We start from the raw sequence: 18,339 nt of genomic DNA on the forward strand, positions 1-18,339 counted from the left end.
GGAAAGCAATGCTTGCCCGACTCCAAGTTGTAATGTTTAATTGACACATGACTGTCAGTGAAACGCTACGCCCCCGCCAATACCCCGAGCCGCGCGCCATGCTGCGGTTGATCAAACCGATCACATGGTTCCCGCCGATCTGGGCCTTTCTGTGCGGCGCCGTCTCTTCTGCGGTGCCGTTGGGGGAAAACTGGCCGATGGTGGTGCTGGGGATGGTCCTGGCCGGCCCTATCGTCTGCGGGATGAGTCAGGCTGCGAATGACTGGTGCGACCGGCATGTCGATGCGGTGAACGAACCGGATCGGCCCATCCCCTCGGGCCGGATTCCGGGGCGCTGGGGGCTTTGGATCGCGCTGGCGATGACGGTGCTGTCGCTGGCGGTGGGCTGGCTCCTTGGCCCTTGGGGCTTTGGCGCGACCGTGGTCGGGGTTATTGCCGCTTGGGCCTATAGTGCTGAACCGATCCGGCTGAAGCGGTCGGGCTGGTGGGGGCCGGGGCTAGTGGGCCTCAGCTATGAGGGCCTGCCATGGTTCACCGGTGCCGCCGTCCTGTTAAGCGCGGCCCCGCGATTTGAAGTGGTGGTCATGGCCGCGCTCTACGCCTTCGGCGCGCATGGCATCATGACCCTGAACGATTTCAAGGCACTAGAGGGCGACCGTCAGCACGGCGTCCGTTCGCTTCCCGTGGTGCTTGGCCCCGAGGTTGCCGCCAAGATCGCCTGCACAGTGATGGCGTTGGCGCAAGCCTTGGTGATTGCCTTCCTGCTTGTTCTCGACAAGCCATGGCATGCGCTTGCCGTCACTGCCCTTCTGGCCGCGCAAGTGGCGGCGATGCGGGTTCTGTTTCGTGACCCCAAGGGCAAGGCGCCTTGGTATAACGGCACCGGGGTGGTGCTTTACGTCACCGGGATGATGGTCACGGCCTTTGCGCTTCGGGGGCTGGCATGACGCTGTCATGGACCCAGATCGCGCGGCTTGGCCTTGTGCAATTATGCCTTGGCGCGGTGGTGGTGTTGACGACATCCACACTGAACCGGCTGATGGTCGTCGAGCTGGCCTTGCCCGCGATGCTGTCGGGCGCGCTGGTGGCGCTGCATTCCTTTGTCCAGATCACAAGGCCCAGCTGGGGCTTCTGGTCCGACGCAGAAGGCAAGCGCACGCGGTTCATCATCGGCGGCATGGCGATCTTGTCTTTCGGGGCGGCGCTCGCCTCGCTGATGGTGGCGCTGGAGGTGGCGGGGCAGGGCTGGGGGCTGGTGGTTTCCGTCCTGGCCTATGTGTTGATCGGCATTGGCGCCGGGGCGTCCGGCACCTCACTTCTGGCGCTTTTGGCCACCGGTTGTGCGCCGGAACGTCGGGCGGCGGCGGCCACGATCACCTGGCTGATGATGATCTTCGGCATCGCGGTCAGTTCCGGCGTGATCGGCGCGCTGCTTGACCCCTATTCGCCCGAGCGGCTGATGGTCATCGTGGCCGTTGTCACCGCCGGGGCCGTCCTGCTGACCGCCGCCGCGATTCACGGGATCGAGGCGCGCGTCATCCCCGTCCGTGCGCCCGACCATACCCCGCTTCTGAAAGGTCTGGCCGAGGTCTGGTCGGAAACCCGTACGCGCGTCTTCACCCTGTTCATCTTCCTGTCGATGACCGCGTTTTTCCTTCAGGAACTGATCCTTGAGCCCTATGCGGGCCTTGTCTTCGCCTATTCGCCCGGCCAATCCACCTCGCTTTCCGGGGCGCAGCATGCGGGCATGTTCATCGGCATGCTGGCCGTGGGCATCGCGGTTTCGGGGCTGAAGATCGGCAGCTTGCGGGGCTGGGTCACCGCCGGCTGCGTCGGCTCGGCGGTCATGCTTGTCGTCATCGCAGCCCTCGGTCAGCTTGGAATCGGCCTTCTCACCCCTGCCGTCACCGTGCTGGGCGTCTTTACCGGCATGTTCGCCATCGCCTCGATCGGGGCGATGATGCAGCTTGCCGGGCAGGGGCGCAGCGGGCGTGAAGGCACGCGGATGGGGGTTTGGGGCGCGAGCCAGGCCATCGCGCAGGGCCTTGGCGGCTTTGCCGGGGCGGCGCTGGTCGATGTCCTGCGCCTGTCGCGCGATACCGCCGACGCCTTCAGTCTGGTCTTCGTGATCGAGGCTGGACTGTTTCTTGCTGCCGGGGTGATGGCCTGGCGGATCATCGACGGTGGGCGGCTGCGCGCCCCCGCGCCGCAACTGGTTCCGGGAGAATGACATGACCTACGATGTATTCGTTGTGGGCGGCGGGCCTTCCGGGGCAACCGCAGCCGAAGACCTTGCCCGTGCCGGCAAACGTGTGGCGATGCTGGACCGCGACGGCCGGATCAAACCCTGCGGGGGTGCTGTCCCGCCCCGCGCGATTCAGGATTTCGCCATCCCCGATGACCTGATCGTCGCCAAGGTGAGCACCGCCCGGATGATCTCGCCCACGGGCCGGTCGGTCGATATCCACATTGAAAACGGCTATGTTGGCATGGTCGACCGCGAACATTTCGACGAATTCCTGCGGGTGCGGGCGGTGCAGGCCGGGGCGGACCGCCTGACCGGCACCTACCTGCGGATTGAACGCGACAGCGCCGGCACCCATGTCGTCTGGCGCGACAAGGCCTCGGGTGAGGAACGCCGCAGCCTGACGAAACTGATCATCGGTGCGGATGGCGCGCGGTCGGTCGTGGCGCGCGATGAGGTGCCGGGCGGCGATACCATTCCTTACGTCATCGCCTATCATGAGATCATCAAGGCCCCCGAGGCTATGGCCGCCGCCAATGCCGACTATGATCCCGGCCGCTGTGACGTGATCTATGACGGCCGGATTTCGCCTGACTTCTACGGCTGGGTGTTCCCGCATGGTGCGCAGGCCAGTGTGGGGATGGGGACGGGGATCGACGGGGTGAACCTGAAAGAGGCCACCGCCGCGCTGCGCGCTTCGGCGGGCCTGACCGCTTGCGAAACCATCCGCCGTGAAGGTGCGCCGATCCCGCTCAAACCCCTGGACCGTTGGGACAATGGCCGCGACGTGGTGCTGGCTGGTGATGCGGCGGGGGTAGTGGCCCCCAGCTCGGGCGAGGGGATCTACTACGCCATGCTTGGTGGCCGGGTGGCGGCGACTGCGGCACAGGCGGCACTGGCCTCGGGCAAGGCGCGCGACCTGAAACTTGCGCGCAAGCTCTTCATGAAGGACAACAAGACCGTGTTCAAAGTCTTGCGGTCGATGCAGGACGCCTATTACAAGTCAGACGACCGGCGCGAACGCTTTGTGAGCCTCTGCCATGACATAGACGTGCAGAAGCTGACCTTCGAGGCCTACATGAACAAGAAACTGGTCGCCGCGCGGCCACTGGCTCATCTCAAGATCGGCGTGAAGAATGTCGCGCATCTGATGGGCTGGGTGAAACCAAGCTGGACCTGACACATGGACGGAAGCCTGGAAGAAATGATCCCTGCCTGGGTTGACGGGCGTCTGCAACCCGTGGGCAAGCTGGACGTGCATCAGCGCGGCCTGCGCCACAAGGCGGTGTCGGTCTTCGTGCTGGACGGCCCGCGCGTGCTGATCCAGCAGCGCGCGGCGGGCAAGTATCATACGCCGGGCCTGTGGGCCAACACCTGCTGCACCCATCCGCGCTGGGACGAAGACCCCGCGACCTGTGCTGTGCGGCGATTGCGCGAGGAATTGGGGATCACCGGGCTTTATCCCGCCTTTGCTGGCCGGGTGGAATACCGCGCCGATGTCGGCAGTGGCCTGATCGAGCATGAGCTGGTGGATATCTTTGTCGCCGAAGCCCCGGCAGATCTTCGTGTCGTGCCAAACCCGTCCGAAGTGCAGGCGGTACGCTGGGTCGATCTTTACGACCTGTCCGCCGAGGTGCTGCGTACGCCTGACCAGTTCACACCATGGCTGCGGATCTATCTGACCGAACATATGGACAGCATTTTCGGCGCGATGGCATCAAGCCTTCGCTAGGTGTCGAACGACAAATTCCTTCGAAGGAATTTGAAAACCCTTTTGAAAAGATTTGCTCTTGGCCTGCCCTTCAGCGCGCCAGCCAGCCGGTGATTGCGCCTGCAATCGCGCCTGCGTCTTCTTCATGCGCCAGATGCCCCAGACCCGGCAGTTCCAGATAATCGGCCCTTGGCAGCATCTCTCCGGCCTGCCTTGATATCCGGGGCGGCACGATCCTGTCGCCCGCCGTAGCCAGCAAAAGCGTTCGCGCCGTCAGTTGCGTCGCCCGCGCCATAAGCCGGTCGATCCGCCACTGCGCCATCATGCCTAACGTGCCGTCAACATGCGCCGCCTTTCGCACCAGCGTCAGGTATTGCGCCACGCCTGCCGCATCCATGGGCGAGCCGGTGTTGTCCAGCAGGCTGCGCACCTTGCTAGGCGTCCCCCACAAGCGGCTGATCACCGATGGCACGAAGGGCGTGATCGACAGCGCCCGTGCCAGAAGCGGAAACAGGAACCCCGCAGCGCCCTCGAACTGGCCAAGGGCTGCGTTGATGCCGACGACCGCGCGCAAGGGGATCAGGGTGGAAAGCTGCAAGGCCAATGCCGCCCCGGCGGAATGGCCGATCACCACTTCCGGGGTCCAGCCTTCCTGCGCCAAAAGTGTGGCCAGATCCTCGGCCATCGGTTCGATCCCGAACCGCGTGCGCGAACCGGCGCGGGTAAAGCCCTGACCCGGAAGGTCCGGCACGATCGAGCGCCAGCCCGAAAGCGCGGGAATCAGATGCCGGAACGAATGGCCCGAAGCACCCGCGCCGTGCAAAAGCAGCACTTGCGGTCCAGCGCCGTGGTCGATCACGCACCAGTCATGCGGGCGCGCGCGGATCTGGCGGGCCTCGGATCGGTGGGGCCAGTCGGGGGGAAGGGTGTTTGGCATTTCAGCCAGCTTGCATCGGCGCAAGCGCCGCCTCAAGGGCGGATGACAGCCGTTCCGCCGTCGCGCGGGGCAAGGGCAGGTAGGTCGCGCCCAATGTCACCGACAACTGGCGCAACCCGTCTTGAGGGCGGTTGGCCGTGTCGATCACCACACCGGCAAACCCCGCCCGCCGCCATGCTTTCGCCGCCACTTCCGCCTCGGCCTCGGCCCGCGCGCGGCCGGGGGTGCCGTCCAGCGCCACATTCGCCCGCCCGTCGGTCAACAGCGCCAGCACCGGGGTCAAGCCCTTGGCCCGCGCCCGAACTGCGGTGTCCTGCGCCATCTGCAAGGCCGCCGCCAAGGGCGTGCCACCCCCCCCGGGCAAGCCCGCCAGCCGCCGCTTGGTCTGCACCAGAGACCGCGTGGGCGGCAGGATCAGCTCTGCCCCCGCCCCGCGAAAGGCAATCAGCGCCACATGGTCGCGCCGCGCATAGGCCCGGGCGAGGAGGAGTTCAACCGCCCCCTTTGCTTCGGCCAACCTTGCCAGCGCGGCCGAGCCAGAGGCATCGACGGCAAAGATCAGCACGCGCTCGTTGCGTTCCTGATAGCGCCTGATCCGCAGGTCTGACGGACGAATATGCACCAGCCGGTCCTGCAACGCCGTCTTGCGCCGCATCCCCTGCCACGGGGCCGCCGCGCGCAAGGTGGCGATCAGATCCAGCCTGAGCCCCGCCGAAGGCCGCCCCGGCCGCGCCGACAGGGGGCGGCCGTGGCTATGCCCGGGCCGCGCCTCGCCCGATCCGGTGGCCCCGCCTGTTGCCCTTGCCGCGCGGGCAATGGCCAGCCGGTCCAGAAGCGCCTCGGGCAGGGCAGCGCGCACCGCCTCCAGCACCAGTTCTTCGGGTATCTCGCCGGAGTCCGGGCGGCTTTCGCCGTCGCTTTCGCCCTCGTTCTCGGCTTCGGGGGCAGGGGGCGGGGGTTGGTCCTCTGCCGTCTGCGGCCAGCGGGTCGCGCGGTGGGCAAAGACCAGTTCCGCCGCTGTCGTCACATCTTCGCGCCGCACCCCGGCATGACCGCGCAAGGCCGCGATCACCCGCGCCAGACGCAAGGCGAGCAAGGGCGCACGCAGCGAGCCGATGCCAAGACTTGCGGCAACCCCGGCCAGCGTCACGGCAGCACGAGGCGGCACCCGCAGCCGCAGGAATTGCGCCCGCGCCGTTGCGATCTGGTCCATGTCCAGTGCCAAAGGCACCGCCTCGGCCAGGGCGATGTCGTCCAAGGGAAGAAACAGTGCCAGACGGTCGGCCAATGCCCCCGGCAAGGCCTCTTCGGCGTCAGCCCCTTCGTCCAGCGCGACAAGACAGTGTTTCGGATCATCCAAAGCCTGCGCCAGCCGCGCGGCAAGACCCGCCGGGCAGCGTTCCGCCATGGCCAGCACCAAGACCGAAGGCCGCGCCAAAAGCCCTTCGGTCCGCACCTGCCGCCCTTCGGCCAGTGTCGCTGTCAGGTCCAGCCCGCCGAAGAGGGCTTCATCGCCAAGCGAGGGATGCAGGCGGCGCACCGGCAATGGCAGCGCACCAAGTGCAGCGCTCACCGTATCGCGCACCGGCCCGGACCGCGCCCGCAGCCACAAGCCACCCAGGCCCGCCGGGTCCACCGCCAAGGCCATCAGCGCCAGCCGCACCCGCGCCCAAGGGGCCGAAAGCGCCAATGCTGGACCCAATTCTGGGCCCAATTCCGGGGCCGTGTCTTCTGGCAGTTCGATGGCGGACATTTCGGTCAGGGCAGAACCTCCGCCAGCGTCCGGCCCACGCGGGCGGCTGATCCTGCCTCATCCAGCGGGTCGCGGCGCAGGCGGTGCGACAGGGCCATGGGGGCGACCCGGCGCAGGTGGGTGCGGCGCACGGCGGTATCACCCTCGAACGCGGCGAGCGCACGGGCGGCGCGCAGAAGCGTCAACTCACCCCGCAAGCCGTCAGACCCCAAGGCCAGACACAAGGCCGCGCAATCGTGCAGGACCACGCCCGGAGTCTTCAGCTTCGGCAACGCCTCCCGCGCCGCCAATATCTGGTTGCGCAGGCCGGCATCCATCACCCGCCACGTTTTCATGAACTTGTCATACTGGTTTTCATAGGCATCGCGGCGGCGGATCACCTCGACCCGGGTCTCGATATCCTTGGGCGAAGTTACCTCGACCGACAGCCCGAACCGGTCCAGCAATTGCGGGCGCAACTCGCCTTCTTCGGGGTTGCCGGACCCCACCAGCACAAAGCGCGCCGGGTGGCGGATTGACAGGCCCTCGCGTTCCACCACGTTTTCGCCCGATTGCGCCACGTCCAGCAGCAGGTCAACGATGTGATCTTCCAGAAGGTTCACTTCGTCGATGTAAAGATACCCCCGGTTCGCCCGCGCCAGAAGGCCCGGCTCGAACGCCTTTTCCCCCCGGGTCAGCGCACGTTCAATGTCCAGCGCGCCTACGACCCGGTCTTCGGTCACACCAAGGGGCAGATCGACCACGGGCGTCGGCTTGGTCACCATCCGGTCCGTCAGCCCTTGCGCCCAAGGCGGGCAAAGGTCGCGGCGGGGGGCGTTGATCGGGCAGCCCTCCACCGCCTCGATCGGGGGCAGCAGGGCCGCAAGCGCGCGGACGGCGGTGGATTTTCCGGTGCCACGGTCGCCAAAGACAAGCACGCCGCCGATGCCGGGGTCGATCGCGGTCAGGATCATCGCGGCCTTCATGTCTTCCTGCCCGACGATGGCCGAGAAGGGGAAGGGCTGGCGCGGGGCGTGGGTCTTGGTCATCTGGGCCTCATGCGGCTTGGGACAGGGTGGGAAGGAGCGGAGCGCCATTCCAGCGCCCCTCAACCCCCAGAACACGGAAACGGGCGTAAAGTTCATCGGTGAACCAGCCCTCTTGTCGCACAGCCTGAATGGCGCGGCCATGCGGGCCGTCACCCCGGGCAAAACGGGCCATGCTGGCGGCATCGGGCCAGATGGAAAAGGTGATCTGGTGCAAAAGCGGCACTTCACCGATCCCGATCTTGAACAGGACATACGGATCCTGCCCGATCACGGCAGAGATGTCGGGAACCCGGCGCCAGAACCGCAGCGCGCGCCCCGGTTTCACGCTGGCGCGGGTCAGAACGGCAAGCGGGCCGTCAGGATCGGCGGGGTGGGGTGCGGGGTGGTGTTCTGGCACGAAAGGGTTGACCCCGGCCCATGATCCCCGCGCCGAAAGGGGGGACATGTAGATCGAGCAGGACTCGGCGGCGCGCGCGCGCCAGCGTTGCCAGACCGGGCTTTGCGCGATGTGTTCGCGCGCCGCAGCCTCATCCGGCCAGACGGCAAGAATCGCCCAGACCCCCCAGTTCGGTTTCGGGGTGAAACCTTCCCCCGTGCCAGAGCCGCAAAGCTTCCAGAACATCAGATGCGGTTCGCGCCGCAAGGCCAGACGCGCAAGGGCCATCTGGCCGATGACCCATAGCTTCAGGCCAAGGCCCTGAAAACGGAACAGGCTAAGGGTTGCAGTCGGCATTCGCGGTCCAGTGTAACGTTGCACTGACAGTCTACCGCAAATCCGCCGCACTGAAAGGGTTGTTTTGCCGCATGATCTGCGCAGTTGTAAATCTAGCTAGACACTCTATCATCAACCCCATGACAACACGCCCACACCCCATGCCCCGCCCCGCAACCCCTTCCGGACAGGGTGAGGTGCTGGTGATCGGCGCGGGCCTTGGCGGGCTTGCCACCGCGATGCGCCTTGGCGCGAAGGGCTGGCGCGTCACGGTGATCGACCGACTGGACCGCCCCGGCGGGCGCGGGTCTTCGATCACCCAAGCTGGCCACCGCTTCGATCTTGGCCCGACCATCGTGACCGTCCCGCAGATCCTGCGCGACCTCTGGGCCGCATGTGGCCTTGATTTCCACAAGGATGTCGACCTGCGCCCGATGGATCCGTTCTACGAGATCCGCTTTGACGATGGCGAACGCTTCACCATGCGCGGTGATGCCAAGGCGATGGAGGAGGAGGTTGCCCGTGTCTCGCCAACCGATCTTCCGGGCTTCCAGCGGTTCCTGAAGGACGCACGCGCCCGCTATGCCTTCGGCTTTGAAGACCTGGGCCGCCGCCCGATGCACAAGCTGATCGACCTGATCAAGGTGCTGCCCAAATTCGCGATGATGCGGGCTGACAAGTCGGTTCATGCCCATGCCGCGTCGCGCGTGAAAGACCCGCATCTGCGCTTTGCGCTTTCGTTTCATCCACTGTTCATCGGTGGCGATCCGTTCCGCGTCACCAGCATGTATTCGCTCGTCAGCCATCTGGAGGCATCCTTTGGCGTCCATTACGCGATGGGTGGGGTGCAGGCGATAGCCGATGCCATGATGCGCGTCATCGAGGGGCAGGGGGGCCGTGTCCTTCTGGGGCAGGAGGTCGATGAGATTACGGTCACCGACGGCCGCGCCTCGGGTGCGCTTTTGAAAGACGGTCGCCAGATCGACGCCGAGGTTGTGGTCTCCAACGCCGACCCCGGTTTCACCTATGGCCAGTTCTTGCGCAACCACGTCAAGCGCCGCTGGACCGACAAGCGCATGGCCCGCGCGCGCTGGTCGATGGGGCTGTTCGTCTGGTATTTCGGCACCAAAGGCTCGCGCGACCTCTGGCCCGATGCCGGCCACCACACCATCGTCGTCGGCCCGCGCTACAAGGACCACATCCGCGACATCTTCCGCACCGGTCATCTGGCCAAGGACATGAGCCTTTATGTCCATCGTCCCACGGTCACCGACCCCTCCGCAGCCCCGGAAGGCGATGACACATTCTATGTCCTCAGCCCCGTCCCGCACCTTGGCCACAACGCCGCCAACTGGGCCGAAGAGTCGGACAGCTACCGCAACCGCATGGCTGACATCTTGGAACAACGCCTGATCCCCGGCTTTCGTGACCGGATTTCAGCCGAGGTGACCTTCACCCCCGAAACCTTCCGCGACCGCTATCTGTCGCCCTTTGGTGCGGGCTTTTCGCTGGAACCGCGCATCCTGCAATCGGCGTATTTCCGGCCCCATAATGTGTCGGAAGAACTGCCCGGCCTTTACCTTTGCGGTGCAGGCACCCATCCCGGCGCAGGTGTGCCGGGGGTGATCGGCACGGCGGAAATCACCGCGGGCCTGATCCCCGCGCCAAGCGTGCGGGTCACCGACCTGCCCTTGCCGATGGCCGCCGAATGACGGCCCCGATGATCGCCCCCTCTGATCTGGAGGCCTGCCGCGCCGCGATCCGCACCGGCAGCCTGTCGTTTCACGCAGCCTCTCGGCTGTTGCCCAACCGCGTGCGTGATCCGGCGCTGGCGCTTTATGCCTTTTGCCGCCTGGCCGATGATGCGGTGGACGAAGGCCATGACAAGGCGGCGGCGGTCTTGCGTCTGCGCGACCGGCTTGACCGGGTTTATGAGGGGCGTCCGGTCAATTCCCCCGCCGACCGCGCCTTTGCCGCTGTAGTAGAGGGCTTTCAGATGCCCCGCGCGCTGCCCGATGCCCTGCTGGAAGGCATGGCATGGGATGCGGTGGGGCGGCGCTATGATGATCTGTCGGGCGTTCTTGCCTATTCGGCCCGGGTTGCGGCTGCCGTGGGGGCAATGATGTGCGTTCTGATGCGGGTGCGCGACGCGGACGCGCTTTCCCGCGCCTGCGATCTTGGCCTTGCGATGCAACTGACCAACATCGCCCGCGATGTCGGCGAAGACGCCTGCGCCGGGCGGCTTTATCTGCCGGTTGACTGGCTGACCGGCGCCGGGATTGACCCTGAGTCCTTCCTTGCAACCCCTGCCGCCACCCCCGCCATCCGCCTTGCCATCGCCCGCCTTCTGGCCGAGGCGGACAGGCTTTACACAAGGTCCGAGGCCGGGGTTGCCGCTTTGCCACTGGCCTGCCGCCCCGGCATCATGGCCGCCCGGATGATCTATGCCGGGATCGGCAGCGCGGTGCGGCGCAAGGATCATGACAGCATTACCAGCCGCGCCCGCACGGGCGGCTTGCAGAAACTCGGCTGGCTGGGTCTTGCCACGCTCAAGGCTGGCGGCACGGCGGTGATGCCTCAGCCGTCGGTCCTCCACGCCCCGCCGGTTGACGAGGTGGCATTTCTGGTGCGCGCCGCTGCCCAGCAAGCCCCGGCAAAGGGCAGAAGTGACGCACTTCTTGGCGTTCTGGCACAGTTGGAGGCCCGCGACCGCAGTCTTTCGGCCTGACTGGTTGTGACGGCGGGCGATCCGGCCTATCTCCATGCCCAAAGGGGTGCCGCGCATGGATTACGGATTGTTCTTTGTCTATCTTGCCGCCTGCGGTGCCGCTGCAGCAACCGGGGCGCTGTTTCCGACCGGCCCTTGGTATGTGGCGCTGAAAAAGCCAAGCTGGACCCCGCCGAACTGGGTCTTTCCGGTCGCCTGGACCTCGCTTTACCTCCTGATGTCCGTCGCCGCCGCCCGCGCCGCAACGTTCGAGGGGGCAAGCCTTGGCCTTGCGCTCTGGTCGGTGCAGATCGCGTTCAACACGCTCTGGACGCCGGTGTTCTTCGGGCTGAAGCGGATGCGCGCGGCCTTGGTGCCGATGGCGGGGCTTTGGCTGTCGGTGACGGCCACCTGCATCGCCTTCTTCACGGTCGATTTCTGGGCCGGGTTGATGTTCGTGCCTTATGTCGTCTGGGTCAGCGTGGCCGGGGCGCTGAACCTGTCAATCGTGCGCCTGAACCCCGAAGCCGCCTCTGGCGTGTCGGCGTAGGTCGGGGCCTGCCCCGACTCATTCTTCGAACGCCCAGCCCCGCCGCCGTGGCACCCGGACGGCGATCATCGGTTTCAGCCATGGCTGGCGGTAGCGCACCAGATCCAGCGCCTCATGCACGCCCGTCGTGACCTCGCCGTCGATCTTGGTTTCCACCAGCGACCGGGAATAGAACGGCGCGTCCAGCAGGCTCATTTTCTGGCTGGGGTGGAACCCTGCATCGGCCCGCGTTTCGCGCCTGACCGCCCAAAGGCTGCGCCGGAACGGGGTGACGGGGGGCGGTTCGATTTCCTGCACGGTGCCATCGCGCAGCACCTCGACCCCCAGCGCAAGGCTGGACCCGTCGCGCCGGGTGGCATCATAAAAGCAGACCGTCCGATCCTTCAGCGGAAACCGGCCCCAGGTCCAGAAACGGAAATCGGCCTCCAGCGCCGCCGTGCCGAAATTCGCGTCCCAATAGCCGTGACCTTCCCAGGCATGGCCTTGGCTCAGGTCCACCTTGATCCGCGCAATCGGCGCGAAGGGGCGCCATGTGTGGCTGGCGTCCGGGGTCAGCCGTGCCTCGACCCCGGTCAGGGCTTCGGGTGTCAGTGTGATCGTGCCTTGCACCCGGGAAACCAGCGGCAGCGAGGATATCTCGTTCACCTCCACTACCAGTTCGCGCCCGTTCCAATGCATCGCGGATGGCCCGATCTGCAACCGGTCCGGGCTTTGCCGCAGGGCAGGGCGGCCCCTGTCCGTCATCGTGAAGCGCCCGCCGGGGCCGTAGGTCGCGACGTTCAGGCAGACGTGGTTTTGCGGCGATTGCCGGCCTGACCAGCGATACCACGGCGAAAACACCGACCCGATGAACCCGATCACCGAGACGGCGCGCGTCCCGTCGTCACTGACCCCGTCAAGGTACCACCAGGCATAGCCGTCGGGCGCGACGTGGACGCCGAAGTCAGGGCCTCCAGAACCGCCGCCGCCGCGTGCTTGCCGGAGAGCGCCGCCATCGGCACCCCAGCCCCCGGATGCGCGCCCCCCCCCGCCAGATAAAGGCCCGGCAGGGCCGTCTGCGCCGGGGGCCGGGCGAAGGCTGCGAACGTCCCCTCTGGGCTGCGGCCGTAGATCGAGCCCGACGATCCCGGAAACAGCCGGTCCAGTGTCGCCGGGGTGGTCAGCCCCTCTGGCCCCGGTTCGGGGGTGAAGATCAGGCCCATCTGGCGCAGGCGTTGAAAGGTTCGGGCGTGGCATCGGGCAAAATCCTCTGGCTGGTCGGGGCGGCCCGGGGGGGCGTTGACGATGATCTCGAACCGTTCGGGGCCATCCGGCACCAACCCGGCCGCGCGATCCTCGGCGCAGATGTAAAGCGTTGGGGCTTCGGGCATTTCACCCTTTGCAAGCGGGCCGAATTCGGCCTTTGGGTCCGATGAGAAAAAGACGTTGTGATGGATCAGGTCGGCGGCCAGCAGACCTTCGGCGCGGGCGGCGAAGGACCAGACCCATGCCGAAAGGCTGCGCGGGTTGGTGCCTCGGGCCGGAACCGCCGCGCCCAAGCCTTCGCCCAGATACCCGGAGGCAAGTGCCGCGGGGTCACCGGCAAAGACGCAAGCCGCGCAAGGCAGGGTGCTTCCGTCCTGCAACTGCACCCCCGTCACCCGCCCGCCTTGCCGAACGATCCGCCGCGCGGGTGTGGACAGGCGCAGGTCCACCCCAAGGCGCCGCGCAAGGTCGGCCAGCGCCAGCGCAAGGCGGTGCATCCCGCCCTTGACCGCCCAGACGCCCGCCGCTTCGGCCCGCCAGATCAGCGCAAGGACGCCCGGCGCATGGGTTGGCCTGCCGCCGACATAGGTGGCATAGCGTGCGAACAGCTGGATCAGGCGCGGGTCACGGAACTGGCGACGCAAGAGGCCTGCAAGCGACAGCCCGGGCGATAGTGCAGGCCAGATCGCCGGGCGGGCAAGCGTTGCGCGGATGATTGCGCCAAGGCGGGGCTGGGGTGCCTGCATCACCGGCGCGTCAAAGGCCTCATGCAGGCCTTGCGCCAGATGATCAAAGCGGCGGAAAGCTGCGCCCTCACCTTCCCCGGCAAGGGTCGCAATGGCGGCTGTGTCGATATCGCGGTCGCCGGTCAGGTCCAGACGGCTGCCATCCTCCCACCAGTGGCGGGCAAGGATGGATTGCGGCAGAAGGGTCAGGTGATCCTCCAGCCGTTCCCCTGCCAAGGCGAAAAGATCGTCGAACACCTGCCGCAAGGTCAGCACGGTTGGCCCCGCATCCACCGGCCCCGCGGCTGAGGGCAGGGTGCGCATCTTGCCGCCGGGGCTGGCCGCCGCCTCGACCAGTGTCACCGCGCAGCCCGCCGCTGCAAGCCGGATCGCAGCGGCAAGCCCGCCCATCCCGGCCCCGATCACGACAACGCTTCTGGCGTGGCTTTCCATCCCGGCAGTTTAGCCGAGGGCAGGCGGTTGTAAACAGGAGCGAACATCTGACTGTAAGTTTTAGTTTACAACATGTCGCGCTGGTGCAAGACTTGGGCCATGGAGCCGCTTTCGGCCCGATGGCCGGGCGTTCCGGCCCTGTTCGAGGTGCGCGATGCAGCTTTCCGTCCGAATCGAAGCCGCGGTGACCGAGGCGATCCAGCTGGCAAGCGGTGGCTTTCTTGCGGCTGACCGGGTGCCGCAGCGCCTTGCCGCCGCCCTGGATCACGCCACGATGTCGGGCGGCGCGCGGATCCGGCCGACCATCCTTCTGTCGGTGGCAATGGCCTGCGGCGATGACCGTCCGCTCTTGTCTGATGCAGCGGCGGCGGCGCTGGAGTTGATCCATTGCGCCAGCCTTGTGCATGATGATCTGCCCGCCTTCGACAATGCCGATACCCGTCGTGGGCGGCCATCCGTCCACCGCGCGCATGGTGAGCCTTTGGCGATTCTGGCCGGTGACAGCCTGATCGTGCTGGGGTTTGAGGTGCTGGCGCGGGCGGCGGGCGACCAGCCCCTGCGCGCGCTGCGACTGGTGCAGGCCCTGGCGCAGCGCACCGGGATGCCGGGCGGCATCTGCGCCGGGCAGGCTTGGGAATCCGAACCCACGGTCAACCTTTCCGCCTATCACCGCGCCAAGACCGGCGCCTTGTTCGTGGCGGCGACCCAGATGGGGGCCATTGCCGCCGGGCAGGAACCGGAGCCGTGGGAAGAACTTGGCGCCCGGATCGGTGAGGCGTTTCAGGTTGCCGATGATCTGAAGGACGCGCTTCTGACCTCCGAAGAAACCGGCAAGCCCGTCGGGCAGGATGCCGCCCACGGCCGCCCGAACGCGGTGCATCTGATGGGTGTGCAAGGTGCGGTGCGGCATCTGAAGGATATTCTGGGCGGGGCCATCGCCTCGATCCCGTCCTGCCCCGGCGAGGCGCAACTGGCCGGCATGGTCCGCGCCTACGCCGAACGGATGACTCCGGTTGATCTTGGCGCACAGGTGGCGGGCGCGAAATGACCGAAACCGGGCTTGGCACCGGGGTTCCACGCCGAAGCGCGGGGCCGGGCTGGGCGGCAAAGCTGGCGCTGCAGCCGTGGTTTCATCGCATCTGTTCGCGCGTTCCGGGCCTGCGCCACATCGCACGGTCGGAAGGGGCGGCGCTGTTCGAGGTTGTTTCCGGCTTTGTGCGCAGCCAGTGTCTTCTGGCACTGGTAGAGCTTCGGGTGCTGCACCGACTGGCCGACGCGCCAGAAACAACCGCGCGTCTGGCGCAACTGGCCGGGGTGCCGGGGGACCGGATGGCGGTTCTGTGCCAGGCCGGGGCCGCGCTGAAACTCATGCGCCGCAAGGGCGACCATTGGCGGCTGACAGCGCGCGGGGCGGCCTTTCTCACCGTGCCTGGGCTGGAAGCAATGGTGCGCCATCACCCGGTCCTTTACCGCGATCTGACCGATCCTGCCGCGTTCTTTCGCGGTGAAACCCGGCCGGAACTGGCCGGCTTCTGGCCCTATGTCTTTGGTGCAGGTGGTGCGGCTGACCCAGACCTTGCCGCGCGCTATTCGGAATTGATGGCTGACAGTCAGGGGCTGGTGGCCGAAGACACGCTGCGCTTGGTCGATTTCCGCGGGGTTACTCACCTGATGGATGTGGGCGGTGGCACTGGGGCCTTTCTGGCCGCCGTTGGCCGCGCGCATCCGGGACTCAAACGCTCACTTTTCGATCTGCCTGCCGTGGTGGCCGGGGCGCAGGGGCGGCTTGGGGCCGATGTGGCTATTGTTCCCGGCAGCTTCCGCGATGATCCCCTGCCGGCAGGTGCCGATGGGATCAGCCTGATCCGGGTGCTTTATGACCACAGCGATGCCACGGTGGCGGCGCTGTTGGCCAATGCCTTTCAGGCCCTGCCCGCCGGCGGGCGGCTGATCATCTCGGAACCCATGTCGGGCGGCACCCGGCCTGATCCGGCGACGGATGTGTACTTTACCGTTTACACCCTCGCCATGGGAACCGGGCGCACCCGGTCGGGCGCAGAGATTGCGGCGCTTCTTGAGGCCGCCGGATTCGTGGAAATCACCCCCGCCCGCAGCCTGCGCCCCTTCGTGACATCGGCCCTTTGTGCAACCAGGCCCCGAGATTCCGCTCCGAAACTGTCTAATTAAATTGACAGTCCGGATTGTAAGGCTAGACTTACAGCAAGAGAGCCAGCCGGCCATGGGGTCTGCAAATCGCTTTCGGGGGGACGGGACAGTGCAAACGACAGCGGTGATCCTGCAGGGCGCAAGGAAGTTGGGGCTTGAAAGCCTTGGCCTTGTGTCGCCCGGCCCGGATGATCTGGTGGTCGAGGTTCAGCACTCTGGCATTTCCACCGGTACCGAAAAGCTGTTCTGGTCCGGCACGATGCCGCCCTTTCCCGGCATGGGCTATCCGCTGGTCCCGGGCTATGAGGCCGCAGGTCTGGTTGTCGAGGCGGGCGAAAGCTCAGGCTTTCGCGTCGGCGAGGCGGTCTTTGTTCCCGGCGCAAACTGCTTCACCGGCAACGTGCGCGGCCTGTTCGGCGGCGCTTCGCGGCATCTGGTCACCAAGGCCGCCCGTGTGGCTCGGATCGATGCTGGCATGGGGGCAGAAGGCGCGCTGCTGGCTTTGGCCGCAACGGCCCGTCATGCCTTGGCGGGGTTCAACACCGCGCTTCCCGATCTTATCGTCGGTCACGGCACGCTCGGCCGGCTTCTGGCCCGCCTGACCCTTGCCGCAGGCGCCCCCGCGCCGACCGTGTGGGAAACCAACCCGACGCGCCGCGATGGGGCGACCAGCTATCCGGTCATAGCCCCGGAAGATGACGCCCGCCGCGACTACCGCGCGATCTATGACGCCTCTGGCGCGCCCGGCCTCCTGGATCAACTGGTCATGCGCCTGCAAAAAGGCGGTGAAATCGTACTGGCCGGTTTTTACACCGAGCCCGTCGCCTTTGCCTTTCCGCCCGCCTTCATGAAGGAAGCCCGTTTCCGGATTGCCAGCGAATGGGCGCCCGAAGACCTGACCGCCACCCGCGCGCTGATCGAAAGCGGCGCGCTGTCACTGGCCGGTCTGATCACCCACTCACGCCCCGCTGCCGATGCGGCCGAGGCCTACGAGACCGCTTTCACCGATGCGGGCTGCCTGAAAATGATTCTCGACTGGAAGGGCCACGCATGAACGACGTTCCGAACCTGAAGGACTTCGCCACCCGTCTGCGTGATGAAGCCCATGAAGAGCCGACGCTGGAAATCCCCCAGGATCCGCCGTCAAAGAAGACCCAGATCATCGCGATCTATGGCAAGGGCGGGATCGGCAAGTCCTTCACTCTGGCCAATCTCAGCCACATGATGGCCGAGATGGGCAAGCGCGTGCTGCTGATCGGCTGCGACCCGAAATCGGATACCACGTCGCTGCTCTTTGGCGGCAAGGCCTGCCCGACGATCATCGAGACCTCGACTCGCAAGAAGCTGGCGGGCGAGGAGGTGAAGATCGGCGATGTCTGCTTCAAGCGCGGTGGCGTTTTCGCGATGGAGCTGGGCGGGCCGGAAGTCGGGCGGGGCTGTGGAGGTCGCGGGATCATCCACGGCTTTGAACTCCTTGAAAAACTCGGGTTCCATGACTGGGACTTCGACTATGTCCTGCTCGACTTTCTGGGCGACGTGGTCTGCGGCGGCTTCGGTCTGCCAATTGCCCGCGACATGGCCCAAAAGGTGATCCTGGTCGCCTCGAACGACCTGCAATCCTTGTATGTCGCCAACAACGTCTGTTCGGCAGTGGAATATTTCCGCAAGCTGGGTGGGAATGTCGGCATCGCCGGGCTGGTAATCAACAAGGATGACGGCACGGGCGAGGCTTCGGCCTTTGCTGATGCCGTGGGCATCCCGGTTCTGGCCGCGATCCCGCAGGATGATGACCTGCGCAAGAAATCGGCGAATTATCAGATCGTTGGCAGCTACGAATCCCAATGGGGGCCGATGTTCGAGGCGCTTGGGATTGCCGTGGCCGAAGCGCCGCCCGTGCGTCCGGCCCCGCTGTCGCAAGACGGCCTGCTTGGCCTGTTCAGCGCCGAGGCGACGGGGGCGGATTTTGTCCTGATGCCTGCCTCGGACGCCGACATGCGCGGCAAGAACGCCGCCGTGAAGCCCTCGTTGGAAGTGGTGTATGATAATGTGTGATCTTGAAGCCCTTGCTGCAGTGGAAGCCGCGCTGAAGGCGCTGGAAGCCCGTAAG

At 66.3% G+C, this 18,339-nt stretch carries 17 protein-coding genes; 11 read left to right on the forward strand and 6 right to left on the reverse strand.

Annotation, left to right across the window (positions count from 1 at the left end; translation table 11 throughout):
- Positions 1–47: 47 nt before the first annotated feature.
- Genes chlG through idi form a run of 4 tightly spaced genes read left to right on the forward strand, consistent with a single transcriptional unit; the run spans position 48 to position 3,977 of the window.
- A complete protein-coding gene (gene chlG / locus QUV21_RS01545; RefSeq protein ID WP_300852689.1) occupies positions 48–947 on the forward strand; it encodes a chlorophyll synthase ChlG in 900 nt (299 codons plus the stop codon).
- Positions 944–2,230, forward strand: a complete 1,287-nt coding sequence (locus QUV21_RS01550) for a BCD family MFS transporter (RefSeq protein ID WP_300852691.1) — start codon at positions 944–946, stop codon at positions 2,228–2,230. The genes chlG and QUV21_RS01550 overlap by 4 nt, the downstream gene beginning before the upstream one ends.
- A gap of 1 nt (position 2,231) precedes the next feature.
- On the forward strand, positions 2,232–3,425 hold the full coding sequence (locus QUV21_RS01555; protein ID WP_300852692.1) for a geranylgeranyl diphosphate reductase: 1,194 nt from the start codon (positions 2,232–2,234) through the stop codon (positions 3,423–3,425).
- 15 nt (positions 3,426–3,440) lie between these two features.
- Positions 3,441–3,977 carry an isopentenyl-diphosphate Delta-isomerase gene (idi, locus tag QUV21_RS01560; RefSeq protein WP_300853460.1) on the forward strand — a complete coding sequence of 179 codons (537 nt, stop codon included), beginning with the start codon at positions 3,441–3,443 and terminating at the stop codon, positions 3,975–3,977.
- 70 nt (positions 3,978–4,047) lie between these two features.
- Here the strand turns inward: idi and bchO are convergent, their stop codons facing one another.
- From bchO to crtA, 4 genes are all read right to left on the reverse strand, one after another.
- Complete coding sequence (gene bchO / locus QUV21_RS01565; protein WP_300852693.1) at positions 4,048–4,893, reverse strand: alpha/beta fold hydrolase BchO; 846 nt, start codon at positions 4,891–4,893, stop codon at positions 4,048–4,050.
- A 1-nt stretch (position 4,894) separates the two neighbouring features.
- Entirely contained in the window at positions 4,895–6,583 is a 1,689-nt protein-coding gene (locus QUV21_RS01570) for a magnesium chelatase subunit D (protein ID WP_300852695.1), read from the reverse strand.
- A gap of 68 nt (positions 6,584–6,651) precedes the next feature.
- On the reverse strand, positions 6,652–7,674 hold the full coding sequence (gene bchI, locus QUV21_RS01575) for a magnesium chelatase ATPase subunit I (RefSeq protein ID WP_300852697.1): 1,023 nt from the start codon (positions 7,672–7,674) through the stop codon (positions 6,652–6,654).
- Positions 7,675–7,681: 7 nt separating this feature from the next.
- Positions 7,682–8,407, reverse strand: a complete 726-nt coding sequence (gene crtA, locus QUV21_RS01580) for a spheroidene monooxygenase (RefSeq protein ID WP_300852699.1) — start codon at positions 8,405–8,407, stop codon at positions 7,682–7,684.
- 140 nt (positions 8,408–8,547) lie between these two features.
- Between crtA and QUV21_RS01585 the strand changes: the two genes are divergently transcribed.
- Genes QUV21_RS01585 through QUV21_RS01595 form a run of 3 tightly spaced genes read left to right on the forward strand, consistent with a single transcriptional unit; the run spans position 8,548 to position 11,643 of the window.
- On the forward strand, positions 8,548–10,098 hold the full coding sequence (locus QUV21_RS01585) for a phytoene desaturase (RefSeq protein ID WP_300853461.1): 1,551 nt from the start codon (positions 8,548–8,550) through the stop codon (positions 10,096–10,098).
- An 8-nt stretch (positions 10,099–10,106) separates the two neighbouring features.
- On the forward strand, positions 10,107–11,114 hold the full coding sequence (gene crtB, locus QUV21_RS01590) for a 15-cis-phytoene synthase (RefSeq protein WP_300853462.1): 1,008 nt from the start codon (positions 10,107–10,109) through the stop codon (positions 11,112–11,114).
- A gap of 55 nt (positions 11,115–11,169) precedes the next feature.
- On the forward strand, positions 11,170–11,643 hold the full coding sequence (locus QUV21_RS01595; RefSeq protein WP_300852701.1) for a TspO/MBR family protein: 474 nt from the start codon (positions 11,170–11,172) through the stop codon (positions 11,641–11,643).
- Between the two features lie 18 nt (positions 11,644–11,661).
- On the opposite strand, the gene crtC is transcribed toward QUV21_RS01595, so the two are convergent.
- Together crtC and crtD are read right to left on the reverse strand one after the other, a co-directional pair.
- Positions 11,662–12,504, reverse strand: a complete 843-nt coding sequence (gene crtC, locus QUV21_RS01600; protein ID WP_300852702.1) for a carotenoid 1,2-hydratase — start codon at positions 12,502–12,504, stop codon at positions 11,662–11,664.
- Positions 12,501–14,066, reverse strand: coding sequence for a 1-hydroxycarotenoid 3,4-desaturase CrtD (crtD, locus tag QUV21_RS01605; RefSeq protein WP_300852703.1), 1,566 nt, complete (start codon positions 14,064–14,066; stop codon positions 12,501–12,503). Before crtD ends, crtC begins: the two co-directional genes overlap by 4 nt.
- Before the next feature lie 154 nt (positions 14,067–14,220).
- Here crtD and QUV21_RS01610 point away from each other — a divergent pair, with 154 nt between their 5' ends.
- From QUV21_RS01610 to QUV21_RS01625, 4 genes are all read left to right on the forward strand, one after another.
- Positions 14,221–15,114: a polyprenyl synthetase family protein gene (locus QUV21_RS01610; protein ID WP_300852705.1), complete on the forward strand. Its 894-nt coding sequence runs from the start codon at positions 14,221–14,223 to the stop codon at positions 15,112–15,114.
- Positions 15,111–16,253, forward strand: coding sequence for a methyltransferase (locus QUV21_RS01615; RefSeq protein WP_300852706.1), 1,143 nt, complete (start codon positions 15,111–15,113; stop codon positions 16,251–16,253). The genes QUV21_RS01610 and QUV21_RS01615 overlap by 4 nt, the downstream gene beginning before the upstream one ends.
- A gap of 88 nt (positions 16,254–16,341) precedes the next feature.
- Positions 16,342–17,286, forward strand: coding sequence for a chlorophyll synthesis pathway protein BchC (gene bchC, locus QUV21_RS01620; RefSeq protein WP_300852708.1), 945 nt, complete (start codon positions 16,342–16,344; stop codon positions 17,284–17,286).
- Positions 17,283–18,284: a chlorophyllide a reductase iron protein subunit X gene (locus QUV21_RS01625; protein ID WP_300852710.1), complete on the forward strand. Its 1,002-nt coding sequence runs from the start codon at positions 17,283–17,285 to the stop codon at positions 18,282–18,284. The genes bchC and QUV21_RS01625 overlap by 4 nt, the downstream gene beginning before the upstream one ends.
- Positions 18,285–18,339: the final 55 nt, after the last annotated feature.

Origin of the sequence: Tabrizicola sp., assembly GCF_030373185.1 — a bacterium.
Lineage (GTDB): Bacteria > Pseudomonadota > Alphaproteobacteria > Rhodobacterales > Rhodobacteraceae > Tabrizicola.